This window comes from Roseateles amylovorans (genome assembly GCF_025398155.2).
Taxonomy (GTDB): Bacteria; Pseudomonadota; Gammaproteobacteria; order Burkholderiales; family Burkholderiaceae_C; genus Roseateles; species Roseateles amylovorans.
The window spans coordinates 3,260,560-3,275,203 of the sequence record NZ_CP104562.2 but is presented as its reverse complement, the minus strand read 5'-3'; the positions used below and the strand labels follow the sequence as shown (position 1 = coordinate 3,275,203).

The 14,644-nt window shown below is 67.5% G+C and carries 8 protein-coding genes and 1 pseudogene; 5 read left to right on the top strand and 4 right to left on the bottom strand.

From position 1 onward, the window contains the following. Nucleotides 1-243 precede the first annotated feature (243 nt). A complete protein-coding gene (locus N4261_RS13650) occupies nucleotides 244-957 on the bottom strand; it encodes a Rhs element Vgr protein (protein WP_261755853.1) in 714 nt (237 codons plus the stop codon). Nucleotides 958-1,317: 360 nt separating this feature from the next. Between N4261_RS13650 and N4261_RS13645 the strand changes: the two genes are divergently transcribed. The 3 genes from N4261_RS13645 (at nucleotide 1,318) to N4261_RS13635 (ending at nucleotide 3,727) form a co-directional block, all read left to right on the top strand. Continuing rightward, a complete protein-coding gene (locus N4261_RS13645; RefSeq protein ID WP_261755852.1) occupies nucleotides 1,318-2,439 on the top strand; it encodes a zinc-binding metallopeptidase family protein in 1,122 nt (373 codons plus the stop codon). Beyond that, nucleotides 2,414-3,370, top strand: a complete 957-nt coding sequence (locus tag N4261_RS13640) for a transglutaminase-like domain-containing protein (RefSeq protein ID WP_261755851.1) — start codon at nucleotides 2,414-2,416, stop codon at nucleotides 3,368-3,370. Before N4261_RS13645 ends, N4261_RS13640 begins: the two co-directional genes overlap by 26 nt. 126 nt (nucleotides 3,371-3,496) lie before the next feature. Beyond that, on the top strand, nucleotides 3,497-3,727 hold the full coding sequence (locus N4261_RS13635; RefSeq protein ID WP_261755850.1) for a DUF2789 domain-containing protein: 231 nt from the start codon (nucleotides 3,497-3,499) through the stop codon (nucleotides 3,725-3,727). Nucleotides 3,728-3,829: 102 nt separating this feature from the next. Here the strand turns inward: N4261_RS13635 and N4261_RS13630 are convergent, their stop codons facing one another. The 3 genes and pseudogenes from N4261_RS13630 to cysC form a co-directional block, all read right to left on the bottom strand. Next, complete coding sequence (locus tag N4261_RS13630) at nucleotides 3,830-9,052, bottom strand: coiled-coil domain-containing protein (protein ID WP_261755849.1); 5,223 nt, start codon at nucleotides 9,050-9,052, stop codon at nucleotides 3,830-3,832. Further along, on the bottom strand, nucleotides 9,052-10,458 hold the full coding sequence (locus N4261_RS13625; protein ID WP_261755848.1) for a coiled-coil domain-containing protein: 1,407 nt from the start codon (nucleotides 10,456-10,458) through the stop codon (nucleotides 9,052-9,054). Before N4261_RS13625 ends, N4261_RS13630 begins: the two co-directional genes overlap by 1 nt. Before the next feature lie 200 nt (nucleotides 10,459-10,658). Continuing rightward, nucleotides 10,659-11,285 (bottom strand): annotated as a pseudogene (gene cysC / locus N4261_RS13620) (adenylyl-sulfate kinase); the annotation flags it as partial. An 871-nt stretch (nucleotides 11,286-12,156) separates the two neighbouring features. Between cysC and N4261_RS13615 the strand changes: the two are divergent. Together N4261_RS13615 and N4261_RS13610 are read left to right on the top strand one after the other, a co-directional pair. Further along, nucleotides 12,157-13,350, top strand: coding sequence for a Gfo/Idh/MocA family protein (locus tag N4261_RS13615; RefSeq protein WP_261755847.1), 1,194 nt, complete (start codon nucleotides 12,157-12,159; stop codon nucleotides 13,348-13,350). Beyond that, nucleotides 13,347-14,639, top strand: a complete 1,293-nt coding sequence (locus N4261_RS13610; protein WP_261755846.1) for an efflux RND transporter periplasmic adaptor subunit — start codon at nucleotides 13,347-13,349, stop codon at nucleotides 14,637-14,639. Before N4261_RS13615 ends, N4261_RS13610 begins: the two co-directional genes overlap by 4 nt. Nucleotides 14,640-14,644 lie beyond the last annotated feature (5 nt).

Sequence of the window (14,644 nt, the reverse complement as noted above, 5' to 3'; positions counted from 1 at the left end):
GTGTCCGTTGCGACAGGCAGCCCAGTCGGTGAATTGGCCTGGATCAACCATACCTGTTGAAGTGGGGATGACGCTGGAACGACCTCGATAGATCGAATTCGCTGCTTGGGGTCCCGCTTCCACTCCTTTGCCGAAATGGCGAAGCAGGGCGTTCCATCCTGGACTCGAACTTCTGCTTCTGCGCGCCGGGAGGTCGACCAGACCGGCAGCGCGGCAATCGACACACTCGCCAGGATCACAACATCACGGAAGGTTGGCATGATCAGAGGGATCCTTCAGAAAGTCGCTCAAGACCTCTTCGAAAAGGGCGAGGTCGTTCTGGTGGTTGCCGTTGGCCATCGCATTGGGCTTTCCCAGATGCTTGAGTACGAAGTAGTCCGCGATGAGATTGCCCTGGGCTTCCATATTGAAATCCCCCAGAGTTTTTCCCTTCTTGAGCTCATACTTATAGCTGAGCCCAATTCTGATTGCGCCACGCATCATGACCCAGTAGCCCAGTTGGTGTTGCCATACATGAGTCATTTCGTGCACGAACCACCATTGATCTCCTGCCGTGCTCTTTGAAAAGTCTTCCTTGAAATTTTTGTAGTTGAAATAGATCTCCCCGTTGGGCGTCATCGCAGTGTCGTCGTCCTGAAGATCAAAGGGCAGGAACTCATGGCAATGAATCCACACCTTGTCGTAATCAACGGCCGCCTGAAAGACTTTCCTGCATATCTCGATTTCACCCACTGACAGCGGCCGCTTTTCACCGACGGGAGTCAGGCGGGTCAAGGCCGGAAGAGTGGCTGGCAGGTTCGCAATGTTGAGCGGACCGACGGTTGCATGCAGATGCGTTGCCCAATCTTTAACTTGCAGGCCAGCTGGTCTGGCAGACGCTGTCGCACCATCATGCGTCGCCCGCGAGCTTCTGTACGAATCCAAGCCGATCGGTCCGGGAATCACAAAATGGGGCATTCTTGATCCTGGCAGGTGAGGGATCGGAGGGAAACAGGCGTGCGCGCGCTTGATGGCACCCGACGCTACTCTGGGCGATAAGCGACTCTACATCGCGCACTGCGGGCCATCTGGCGACTTTGGTCATGCATTCACTCGCGTCGCACCTCGATGCCCCCGAAACGTCGAACAGACATGCGGCTCCTGTGCCAGCTCGGAAGTAACTCAGCCCAGCGCATCATGGCTCGGCCGGTTTCGGCCCAGCAGGCGTCACCGTCGCAGCCGAGCAGGTCCTCGGATCGGTGCTGATGCCAAGTTCCCGCTGCGGTCGGCTCTGCCGATCCGCAGGGCAGGCCCGGCCCTTGCCCTGGGAGACGGACCATGGCTTCCCCCCGCGTCTACCGGTGCACCTGCGGCCACCGCCTCTACTTCCGAAACAGCGAATGTCTGGCCTGTGCCGCACCGCTGGGCTTCCTGCCGTCCGATCTGATGCTGCATGCCTTGCAGGCGGGGCCGGCGCCGGGCACCTGGCGGGTGGCGGGCCGCCCCGGCTTGCCGGAAGTGCCGGGCGTGTTCACCCGTTGCGCCAACTTCAACACCGCTGCCGGCTGCAACTGGCTGGTGCCGCTGGACGACCGACCCGGCACCCGGTATTGCATCGCCTGCGCGCTGAACCGCACGGTGCCCGACCTGTCCGACCCCGGCAATGCCGAACTGTGGGGCCGACTGGAACGGGCCAAGCGGCGCCTGGTGTCCCAACTGCTGGGCCTGGGCTTGCCGGTCACGCCACGCTCGGTGGATCCGGTCCATGGCCTGGCCTACGACTTCCTGCGCACCCTGCCCGGCCAGCCCCGGGTCATGACGGGGCACACCGCCGGCATCATCACCATCAACATCGAGGAGGCGGATGACGCCAAGCGCGAGGCCGCCCGCCAGTTGATGCGGGAGCCCTATCGCACCCTGCTGGGGCATTTCCGGCATGAGATCGGTCACTACTACTGGGATCGGCTGGTTGCCCATACCCACTGGCTGGCGCCGTACCGGGTGCTCTTCGGCGATGAACGCCGGCCCTATGGCGAGGCCCTGCGCCGGCACCACCACACCGGCTCACCGCCCGACTGGCCTCGTCAATTCATTTCGTCGTACGCCAGTGCCCATCCCTGGGAAGATTGGGCCGAGACTTGGGCCCACTACCTCCATCTGCGCGACACCATCGACACCGCGGCCAGCTTCGGCCTGCCCGGACCGGCCGAAGCCTCCCGCCCGGAGCCCTTCCGGACCTCCGACCTGTGGGCGCCCGGCCATGCCAACGGCCATGCCTTCCTGCGGCTGCTCCATGACTGGATCGCCGTGACCAGCGCGATGAACGAGATGTCCCGCGCCATGGGCCAGCCCGATTTCTATCCCTTCGTCCTGCAGCGGGGCGTCGTTGCCAAGTTGCACTTCATCCATTGCGTTGTCGAACAGAGCAGTTCCCATGATTCGCCTCGATCTCCACTTTGAACTGGACTACCACGTCGATTCGCCCTACGGCGATTTCGTGTTCAACATCCAGCCGGCCTGCACGGCCGCCCAACGCGTCCTGCAGGAGCAGGTCGACGTGCTGCCCGCGCTGCCCTGGCGGTCCGACACCATCGCCGGCAGCGGCAACCGGCTGCTGCGTCTGCGCGCGCCGCAGGGGCCGATGCACCTGACCTACACCGCCAGCGTGTGCATCGACCACCACATCGACGACCCCGCCGGCATCGAAGAGACCACCATCGACCACGTGCCCAGCGACGCCCTGCACTACCTGGCCCCGAGTCGCTACTGCGAGTCGGACCGTCTGGTGCCGTGGGCCAATGCGGAGTTCGGCCACCTGCCCTGCGGCTATCGCCGGGCGGAGGCGGTGGCGCACTGGGTGCGAGGCCACATCGCCTATGCCTCGCTCGGATCGACGCCGCGCACCTCGGCCATGGACACCTTGACCGACCGCACCGGCGTGTGCCGGGACTATGCCCACTTGATGATCGCGCTGTGCCGCGCGCTCTCGATGCCGGCGCGGTATGTCACCGGCACCGATTACGGCGCCAACCCAGCCAAGCCGCCGGACTTCCATGCCTATGTCGAGGTCTACCTCGGGCAGCGCTGGTATCTGTTCGACCCGTCCGGCACCGGCATTCCGATGGGCTTCGTGCGGATCGGGACTGGCCGCGATGCGGCCGATGTGCCCTTCGCCACGCTCTTCGGCCAGGTCCAGGCGCCCTATGCACCACTGGTGCGAGCGGTGGCTTGCGAGGGGCCAGGCCTGCAGTTGCCGGCCCATGTGGACAGCGCCCTGTCCACCGACGGCGGGCCGGCTGATCTGCCTGGCGTGCCGGTGCTATCGACCGATCGTTGGCAGCCGCCCAGGGAGACTTGTCCGGCGAATGATTCGGGTCGACTGGCCTCGTGACGCGCGGGCGAGACCGTCCTGATCGGCACGATCGGCCTGATCGGGCAATCAAATGCGGGCCGGTCCTACACCGTCGCAGCGGGCCGCCCGCTAAGCTGAGCGCATTCCCCCATAGAAGGAGCCCCCATGGAGTCCACCCATCACCAGTTCTACGAGCTGTTCGAGCAACTGGGTTTGCCCTCCTCCGAGCAGGAGATCTGCGACTTCATCGACCGTCATCCCCTGCCCGGTGATGTGAAGATCACCCAGGCGCCGTTCTGGACCGAGCAGCAAGCCGCGCTGCTGAAGGAGCTGCTCAAGCAGGATGCCGACTGGGCCGTGGTGGTGGACCACCTCAACGTGGCCCTGCATCACTGAGCACTGTCGAGGACACGGTGGGCCGCAGCGTCGCGCCCACCGTGGTTCCTGTCCGCAGGACTGCGGATCCTGGCGGCGAACGACACGGCCCTCCTTCCCGCATCAAGGCGTGGCGGCTGTGTTGGGCACCGACGGTGGCGGTGCCTTTGGATTGCGCAGCGGCAGCGCATCGATCGTGATCAGGTCACGTCCGCCATGGGCCACATTGATGTGCGACCCGAAGGTGAACTTGCCGCCCGCCAGCAGGCGCTCCGGCATGCCGGTCGGGCCGGCCTTCTTGTCGTCCACCGAGTTCGGCGAGGCGCGCACCTCGCCTGTGGTCCATCCACTTTCTCGCGTCCGCTGGTTGGTCTCGTTCACGAACAGCCGGAACGGTTGCCAGCTCGATTCCTGGCTGACGTGCGACGCAATCTGCCCCTCCAGCTCGGCGATCTGGGTCGCGGTGTCAGGACCCTGCGGGGCTCCGGAGGCCTCAGGCCGCTTCAGCACCGCCAGCCGCTCCAGATAGGCATTGATCAGGTCCGCGGACTCCTGCGTCAGGCATTTGCGCTCGATGAACATGCGGTTGTTGCCTGCCGGCAGATCCACCATCTGCTGCAGGAAGGCATCCAGCATCGCCTTGCCCTCATGCAACACGCCGTCCGGTCGGTAGGTGCCAAGTCTGGATTCCCACTCGGGCCGCTGGCTGTTCACCAGCTTGACGAAGTCATCCTGAACCGCGAACTCCCGGTGCTTGTAGGAGATGTTGGGTTTGACCTTGCCGTCCTGGGTGGTGATGCGCACAAAGCCGTTCTTGGCCTGGATCACCAGGTCCGTCTCCACGCCGACCTTGTGGCGGGCAAAGATGCCCACATCCGGATGGTCGTTGTTCTTGAGCGTGGGATGAGAGACGCCCAGCGAGGCCGACATGCCCACCGAGGTGCGTGAGCCGCTGCTGGCCTGCACCGTCTGCATCGCGCCGCCGGTGTCCTTGGCCTTGCTGCGGTTCATGAATGTGGTCTTGAGGGCAATGCCGGCCGTGCCGGAAGCGCCGAATCCCTTGCCCAGCTTCACGCCGCCGATGCCGTCCGCACTCAGCGAGCCCGTCACCTGGTGCGATTGACCGGTGTTCCATCCGAATGAGATGTCCCGGTAGTCGCCCACCCGGTCCACCATCTGCTTCCACATCTGGCCGCCGTTGGCCGGTCGATCGGCTTTGCCCTGGTCCGCAATCGCGAAGACCGAATTGACGACCATTTCACTCATCCGCTTCCAGTTCTCGGACTGATAGGGCGGACCGGCGGGCAGGCTCTCATGCTCGGTGCCCTGTTTGTTAGTGCGGATCATCAGGCCCTGCGACATCAGATGGGCGCCGCCCAGCCGCGCCATCGCCTGCCCGGTGACACCCACCGGCCCGAGTTGCGCGCCCGCGCGCAGGCCCACGCCCAGCATCTCCGTCACCTTGTTCTCGGTGCCGAGGAAGATGACGCCGGTGTTCGACGCCACACCGCCCTTGAAGACCGCCGTGCGGGCATAGTCCACATTGACGTCCACCACCGGCGTGAGGCCGGTCGTCAATCCACCGATGCCATCGACGCTGGCGGCCATGTAGCCGAAGGTGCCGCCGAGGCCGAACTTGCGGCCATCGCTGTAGTCGGTCATGTCACCGCTGGCGACGACCGAGATCATCACCTCGCGCAGGATCTCTCGGCGAGCGTCGGGCGTGGCCTCATCGAAGCGCTTCTGCAGCGCGTCGAGCTTCGTGTCCATCTTTGTCTTGCCGCGCAGGACCTTGATCTCCTGCTGCAGGGCCTGCATGTCCTCGGTCTTCAGGCGCGGTGCCTTCGAATCGGCCAACCTGCCCCGGCCGAACCAGCCGTTCAGGGTCTTGGGCATCAACGGCTTCTTGGACAGCTTCTTGAGCTCTGCATCCATCACCTGCGGATCCATGGGCACCGCCGACGGTGCCGCTGCTGCTGTTGGGGTCGCTGCTGCTGTTGGGGTCGTTGCTGCTGTTGGGGTCGTTGCTGCTGTTGGGGTCGTTGCTGCTGTTGGGGTCGTTGCGGTCGCTGCGGTCGCTGGCTGCGCGGCCGCGATCTTTGTATTCAAACGCTCGGCGCGCTGTTGCACCTGATCCGGTGGCAGCCGGATGCCCTGGTTCAGATCGATCTGGGGATCGTAGGCCGCCGGCACCTTCTCGGCCCAGAGCTCGAGGGTCGCCAGACGCATCAACGCGCGGGTGCGATCCTGGTTGCTCAGCGTCGGGTACTTGGACACCAGGTCGTCGCGAAGCCGTTCGGCGCTGCCATTGAGCGCATGGTTCAGCCGCTTGGCATGCTCGCCGGGCACGGTGCCGAGGTCGGCGCCCAGCGGGCCGGCCTGCAGCAGCGTCTTCAGCGGCGTCTTGTCCAATCCGACCTTGCGGCGCATGGCGTGCGACATCGCGTCCAACGGATGCGCCATCGTCTCCCGGAAGCCCCGTCCGAAGGTCGGGGTCTTGCACGCCAGGTCGATGTAGGTGACGAACATCTCCAGCCGCTTGGCCATCAGGTGGAAGTCGCTTCCTTGCCCGCTCTCGGTGAAGCCGTTGCGCAAGGCGACATAGGCCGGCTTCATGTCCGGTGCCGCCACGGCGGCACCGTCCGCTCGATTCATGTTGAGCCGCGCGAAGTGCAGCGCCTGATAAGCCAGGGTGGCCGGATGTTCCTCGACGAACCGATCGTTGTCCCGGCGCGTGTTGCCGGTACCCAGCCATGCGGGGTTGTTGATCGGACGATCAGCCGGCGCCGCCGCCAGCGCGCCCGCCTCGATCGATGCCGGGGACATGTCCGCCAAGGCAGTCGGTCCGCTGTCCAGTTTGAACAGGCGTACCAAGGCATCGGCGGCGCGGAGGCTGATCGTGTAGTGCTCCACCGCCTGCTCCGCCAAGCGCTTCTGCTCCGGCGGCGCGGCGGGCACTTGCAGCCCTTGCAACTGCAGCAACGCCTGCATGCCGCTGGCGGTCGAGGCCAGCCCGCGCCGTGCGGCATGGGCCATGCGTTGGATGGCGGGGTCGGCACTCACCGCAACCGATCCACCCTCCGCCATCGGCGAGGCCTGGCGGCCAGTGGGCGCCGGGATGCCGGCCAGCGGGTCCGCCGGCTCGTTCCAGATCTGGTTGTAGACCTGGATCGCCTGGGCCGGATCGGCGGTGACCGAGCGCAGCACCGTGGCGATCAGCAAGGCTTCCTCATGCCGCAGCGGGTGGCCATCCGGACGGCTGGCGGCATTCGAGTGGGGATGCTGCAGCAGGCCGTGCGCCAGTTGCGTCGCAGCCGGTGTGGCTGTGGCTGCGTTCGTCGCGCCCGCAGATGGCGTGAACAGCCGGGTCACTTCGTCGGCGAAGGCCACCGCATGCCCGAACGCCGGCAGCGCTTGCGCCGTGGCCGCCTCGGCACTACGTCCGCTCATCAGCAGGCGAGCCGCATTCGCAGCGGCGGTTTCCACCTTCTTGTCGACCGCCTTGAGCTGCTTCTCACCAGTGGCCTGGGTCACGGTGTTGGACGGCGCGGGCTTGTCGCGGAAGCGGGTCGGCCCGCCGTCCATCGCCGAACCGGCCAGCGAGAGGATCGCGCCGTCCAGCTTCACGGGGGAACCCCGGTCGGTGAGCCCCTCGCCGCCTCGCCGCACGGCGTGAGCGGCGCGCTCCCAAAGCGAACGCCCCGGGTCCGCCGGACCGGTGGCGGCCGGGGTGCTGCTCGCAGAGGGGTTCGCCACATTGCAGTAGGCCAGGATCGATCTGTCGATCTCGAGGTGCGCCGCCTTGGCTTCCTCCTGCCGGGACGCTCGCGCCTTGAGGGCCTTGGTGGCTGCCTCGTCCGCGGAGGTCACCACGGCCTGTTGCTGGTCGCGCCGTTGCGTGGCAACGGCCAGCGGTGCCTCGGCGGCGTCCTTCTTCGCGGTGGCGTCGCCCAGTGCCTGCTCCAGCGCGGGCAACGCCTGGCGCGCGATGGCGAGTTTCGCCCGCGCTTCCTTGACCGCCTGCTCCGCCTCGCGCCAGGCTCGGAACGCCGCTGGGAGGTGGGCCTGGGCGGTCGTTCCCCCTGCCGCTGCGGACGGCGCCGAGGACGGCGGTGCCGTGCCCGCATGCCGGGCCTCCAGGTCGGAGAGCTCGCGTTGCCGATCGCTCAGTTGCCGGCCCAGCGTGCCGTCGGGCGTCAGGGCGTGCTCGCGTTGTTGGACGTCCTGCCGGGCGGCGTCGAGCTTCGCCTGGCAGTTCTCCCACTCGACCTGATGGGGATGTGCCGCTTCAGCGAGCCGCGCAACCTCCGCGCTGAGCGGGGCCAGCGCCCGGTGGGCGTCGAGCGCGAGCGCCGCCTGGACCGATGCGTCGCGCGCCGCGTCGACATAGGGGGTGATGTGATCGCGTGTCTGGCGGATGTCGCGCTTGAGCTGGTCCAGTTGGGGCGTCAGGTGGGCGACGGTTGTGCGTGCCTCCGCAGCGGCCTCCTGCGCGCGCCCATGGGCGTCCGTGGCGATGGTGAGTTGGTATTGCGCCTTCGCCAGCGTCAGCCCCGTCTCGTCGAAGGTCTTCTGGTGTTGGGCGAGTTGCTCCTCGGCCCGTACCACGGCGGCGCTCAACCTTTCCACCTCGGAAGAGGTCGGCGGTGCTGCGGCGGCGGTGGCCGCCGTGCCTGTCGCTGTCGGAGTCGGTGTGGCTGCGTTTGCCGGCGGCGTCGCCGCAGCGCTGAGGGCGTCGTTGAGCGCCGCCTGGGCGATTCTCAGATGCTCGGCGGCGTCGTCCTTTGCTGTGCGCGCTTGCGCCCAGGGCGTTTCAAGCTTCAGCACCTCCGACGCGAGCCGCTCGCGTTCGGTCCGTGCTTTCTCCACCGCCTGGTCAGCGGTGATCACCTTTTGCCCCAGCTCGTGCTGCAGGTGATCCTGACGCAGCTGGATGTCCTGGAGCCGCTTCTCTTCCGAGTGAACCACGGCATTGGCGCCGGACAGCGCCTCGGCCTGCACCGGGACCGCCGCGTGCGCGTCCTGCGCGCCCTTCTGCGCCCGGGCCAGGGCCAGATCCGCCGGAGACGGTGTCGCGGCGGCTGTGGCCGTCGCTGTGGCCGTCGGTGCGCCCGATGACGTCGGTGTGCCGACGGTCGAGGGCGTGCCCCCGCGCGCTCGATTCAGCGCATTCGATCGCGGCCGAGCCAACTCGCTGCCCGACAGGCGTCCCGGACGAGGATCCAACGGACCCTGCGGCTGTTGGACAGGGGCAGACGACGTGGTGCCCGTCGTGGCGGTCGGCGGGTTGGCGACGGGCTGTGCGGGGTTGGACGCGCCAGGGTTCCAACCGCCCAGGAACCGCATCACTCGGCGCTCCTGGCAGCACGTTGACGCGCCGCCAATTGCTCCAGCGACCGTTCGATGGCGGCAATCGCCTGATCCGCGGCCCGCTGCACTCCATTGCGCGCCGACGCATCGCGCAGCGCCTGCAGGTCCGCCGGGCCGGCGGCCTGCTGGGCCAGCGATTCCCGGCCGTCGATGGCGGCAATCCGGGCCAGCACCGCCGCTGCCTGCTGAGCCCGCGCGTCGTCCAGATCCTGCCTGGCCGCGCGCCGCTGGGCCTGTGCCTCAGCCAGCCCCTGTTCCTGCTCGCGGAGCCGCCGTGCCGCCTGCTGCAGGGCGGCACGGGCCGTCGTCCATTGCTGGCTCAGCTCCCGCACCGCGGCGCCGGAGGCCCGTTCCATGCCCGTGCCCGTCGATGACGCCGCCTGCGCGGCCTGCAGCCGACGTTCGATGTCGGCGAACACGCCCTGGCAACGGGCCAACTCGCGGCGTGGCGGGCCGCCCGCATGCAGCTGGCGTTCCATCTCCTGGACCGTGGCCTCGGTCGCGGCCAACGCCTCGGACCGGTCCTTCACCCGCACATCGGCCAGATGCGCGGCCTCCTGCACCGTGGCCACGCGGGTCGCCCGCAGCGCCAGCTCGCGGTGGGCCTTCGTCGCAGCGGTGGCGGCCTCGGTGGCCCGCAGTGCGGCGTCCGCATGACGGGTCAAGGTGGGCTCATGGTCTCTCCAGGCTTCGGTCGCCTCCTGCAGGGCCCGAGCCAGCCACTGCGCCGCGCGGCTGGCGGCCAGCGCGGCCTGGTGGGCGGCGGCATAGTCGGCATCGGCTTGCGCCAGGGCGCCCTGCACGATCTCCAGCGACGGGTTCGACGCCCCGTCGTCGGCGAACTGACGCTGGGCGTCCTGATGTCGGCGGACGGCCGCCTGCTGCTCCTCGCAGGCCAGGATGGCGCGGCCCGCGGTCTGCCAGGCAGCGGTCGCCTGCAGACGGCGCGTCTCCAGCTCACGCTGCGCGGCCAGGTGCAGGGCGGCGTGGCGCTCACGCAGGCGTTGGATCGACGCACGCTGCGCCATCTCCACCGCGCTCGCCTGCGCTTCGCGGTCGATGCGAACGACGAGCTCGGCATGCGCCGCCCGGGCGGCCCGGCGCGAATCGGACACCGCCTCCGGCCACGGGGCGGCCGTCGGGCGGGTCGGCCACGGGGCCATCAGGTCGGTCCCCAGTGAGGCCGCTGCGCTGTTCACGGTCAGACGGTCGGCGTGCCACCCGAGCGGCTGCTGCGCGCGGCTCGGTGGCGTGACCGGTGGCGTGATCGGCCTCGGCGCTTCCAGCAAGGACGGCAGGGCCGACCGCGTCGTCGTGCCGAGTGTGAGGGCCGGCGCATTGCCGGTGTTTGTGCCTGCGTTGCGTGAACCAAAGACTGTCATCACCCGGCCTCCTGAATCTGCATTGACGCGTCGACTGTGGAGCAGCCGGTCGAGTCAACCCTGCCGGAGGCGAAGCGTCCATCAGGCATCCGAAGCCGCCGCAGCAAAACCATCTCCGGAGGTTACGGCGGACACACGGTGACGCGAGGGTCGGGCCTTGCCGGATCGGGCGGCGCCGACCTTGGCACCGCGAAAGACAGTTACCGACCGACCGCGTCCAGGCGCTCCAGGCCGCCGACCGGCCCGGGCCTGCTGTGGGCGGCGATGGCGCCGATCGCCTGCAAATACGCGATCACCTGCGCGGCCGCGTCGTCTTCGGTGATGTTGGCCGTCTCGATCCGGAGCTCCGGTGACACGGGCGCCTCATAGGGCGAATCGATGCCGGTGAAGTCCTTCAGCTCACCGCGCCGGGCCTTGGCGTAGAGCCCCTTCACGTCACGCTGCTCCACCACCGCCAGCGGCGCATCGACATGAATCTCCACGAATTCGCCGGGCGTCAGGCGACTGCGCGCAAAGTCGCGCTCGGCACGAAACGGACTGATGAAGGCCGCCAGCACGATCAGCCCGGCGTCCGCCATCAGCCGCGACACCTCCGCCACCCGCCGGATGTTCTCCACCCGGTCGGCCGCCGAGAAGCCGAGGTCGCGGTTCAGTCCTTGGCGCAGGTGGTCGCCGTCCAGCAGATAGGTGTGATGGCCGCGCGCCAGCAGCAGCTGCTCCACCCGATTGGCGATTGTGCTCTTGCCTGCGCCGGAGAGCCCGGTGAACCACAGCACCACCGGCCGTTGGCCCTTCAAGTCACTGCGAGCGCGCTGGTCCACGGTCAGCCGCGGCATCAGCAGGCGTGGGTCCTCATTGTTCGTCGCCGTGGTGGGGACAGGGCGCAGGCTGTTGAGGTCATCGTCCATGGCGTGGGTCGCGGGCTTGGGGTCAAGGGTGGCCACCGTCGCCTGCATGGCCACGGACGCGGCCTGTTCGGATCGGCTGAACACGGCGTCAGAGCTGGGCATTCTGAATCTCTTTCGGGGCTGATTCCAAATGGCGCAAATGGCGCAAATGGCGAGAACGGCACAAGCGGAACTAGCGGAACTAGCGGAACTAGCGGAGTCGACGGGGAAAGCGAAGTGAACGGGGTGAACGGAGTCAACCGCGTAATGGGTGCCGATGCTGCGAACGTCGCAACGTCCCACAGTCGTCCGACTGGCTCGTGCACGTCGGGATTGGCAATGGAAGATTCCGGGGACACGCGCGTCGGTGAATCGGCAGGTTCATTCGCAGTCTTTCCTCGTCATGTCAGTGCCATTGCTCTCTGGGTGGCGACTGAGTCTGCCGTCTCCATCCCCGCTCTGTCCATCCTCATCCCAGTGTTGGGGGGCTCGACAACCCGCATATTCAATCGGAATGTCGATTGATACCCTGAACCGTCAGAAGTCGAATGGCCATCAACAGAATCGCTTGTCGGCGCTGTGGAGGGATGGGCCTGACGTCGATCCAGATATGCCCATGACCTGGGCGTACGAGAGCGGCGCTCCATTCGGCACACACCCGGTTGATGAATGGAACGCACAAAGACGCCATGACCAGGTTCAATTCACTTCTTTCAGGGACAGCCGTTGCGCATCCGTCGCGAACGAGCGAATGCCCGCCGCATTCACATCGCTGCGCCCTGCTTCGGCCTGATATCGGATTGCTCGATTCATGACGCCGCGCCATCCAAGGCGAATTGCGCTGATTGGGGCCGGATGGATTGCACGCACCGTGTGGGGGCCCTTGCTGGTCGAATCCGGTGCGCAATTGGTCGCGGCGATGGATCCGGATCCGGCCGCCTTGGCGCATCTGGCCGCCGCTTTCCCCGGTCTGAAATGCCACAGTGAAGTCAGCGCCGAGGCGCTGGACGGCTGCGACATCGCCTTCATCTGCTCGCCCAATGCCCTGCATGGGGAGCATGCGCTGGCGGCCCTGCGCGCGGGATTGCATGTGGTCATCGAGAAGCCCGCGTGTTTCTCGGTCACCGAGGCGGACCGGCTGATCGAGGCCTCCCGCGTGGCCCGCCGGGCTGTCCTGGTGACCCGTGCCTCGTCCTGCCGGACCGATACCCAGCAGTTGCTCTCCCTGGCCCGGGACGGCGCCTTGGGGACGCTGCATGCGATTGATGTCAGCTGGCGCCGTGCGGCCGGCATTCCGCGTCCGGGATCGTGGTTCACACAGGCCGCCGTGGCGCGGGGCGGCAGCGGCGCCGATCTGGGCTGGCATGTGCTGGAGATCGGGCTGGGCCTGTTGTCCTTTCCCTTGGTGACCTGCGCGATGAGCCATCGGGTGACCTCGCCCGTCGCAGCGCCGACCGCCTCAGCCGTGGCGGCAGGGACGCCAGGCAGTGCAGCCACAGCCGGGTCGACGGAGCTCCCCTCGGTCCAGGATGCGGCCACCTGGCGCGGCGACGCACCCGCAGACCGATCTGGCGACTCGTTGCCTGAGATGGACGTGGACACCCAGATGTTCGCCGCCTTCCAGACCGCGTCCGGCGCCATCCTGCGCCTCAGCACCGCCTGGGCCTCCCATGAAACCGTGGATGAAACCCGGGTGACCGTCTATGGCAGCGACTGCGAGGCGCGGCTTCGCACCACCTTCGGCTTCAGCACGGTGCGTGTCCCTGATCAGCAGCTGACGCTGCACCACCGCCGCGAGGTGCGCGAACTGCCCTGCGAGCTCGATCCCTGGGCGCCCTATCGCCGCTTCCTGGCCCAGGCGCTGGACTATCTGGGCCAGAGCGATCCGCTGGCCGATGAACGCACCCTGCTCCATCGACGGCAACTGCGCTCGCTCGCGTCGGCGATGCAGGCGCTCTATCCGTTTGCGGTGCCGGTGCGGCTCCAGGTCGCGGCGCACGGATGACCACCGACGCCACCCCTCTGCGGCGCCCGGACTCCGGCAGCGGCATGGACACGCGCCTGCCCACGCGTCCGTGGGCGCGGCGCTGGCTGCTGCTCATCGTGCTGGTCGCCGCCGGCGGCATCACCCTGGCGGCCGCCGCCTGGCAGGCCCTGCCCACCGGCGTGAGAACGCCGGCCACCAGCCTGCGGATCGCCACCGTCCAGCGGGGCGTCTACGAAAACCGGCTGGGCTTGCGCGGCAGTGCCCAGGCCCTGAATTCGGTGGTGCTGGATGCGGACGACAGCGGTCGGGTCGAGGCCGTCATGGTGCGCGATGGCGAGATGGTGCGTGTCGGCCAGCCCTTGTTCCGACTCTCGAATTCGCAGCGGCAAATCGAATTGCTCGCCCGGCAATCCGATCAGGCCACCCAGATTGCGAATCTCGCCAACCTCCAGGTGAATCTGGAAGCCAGCGTCATTGCCCGCGACCGCCGACTGATCGAGCTCCGCTTCCAACTCGCGCAGGTCAAGAAGCGCCATGCCCGCAACCAGGAACTCGCCGGCATGGGGTATCTCTCCGCCGCTGCGCTGGAGGCGTCGGCCGATGAACTGGAGACGGCGGAACACCTGCTCCGGCAGGAGGCCGCCATCGAGGCTGAGCTCGACATCCGGCGCCGCGCCGTGGCGCAGATGCAGAGCGCCAACGATCGACTCTCCAGCGGGCTGCGCCTGCTCAGCGCCACGGTGGAGGCCCTGCTGGTGCGGGCGCCGGTGGCGGGCCGGCTGGCGGACTTTCGGCTCAATGTGGGCGAGTCGGTCCAGCGCGGGCAGAACATCGGCCACATCGACGACCCCGCCAGCTTCAAGCTGACCGCCAAGGTCAACGAGTTCTACCTGAACGCGGTCGCGACCGGTCAGCAGGGCACGGCCCATGTGAACGGCGTGGCACATGCGGTGGAGGTCAGCCGCATCTATCCGCAGATCAAGGACGGCCAGTTCGATGTCGAACTGCTGCTGCGCCAGCAGCCCCGGCACCTCAGCCCGGGACAGAGCATTGACGTCGATCTCAACCTGGGCGCGAGCACCCCTGCGCTGCTGCTGCCCAACGGCACCTATGTGAATGAGAGCCAGGGCGCCGGCATGCTGGTGCTGGACCGGGACGGCCGCACGGCGGTCCGCCGACAGGTGCGTGTGGGCCGCCGCAGCGCGACACAGATCGAGATCCTGGACGGCGTCCAGGAGGGCGATCGGGTGATCGTCTCCAGCTATGCCGATTTCCGCGACGCCCATCGACTGAGCCTCACCGAGTGAATGAC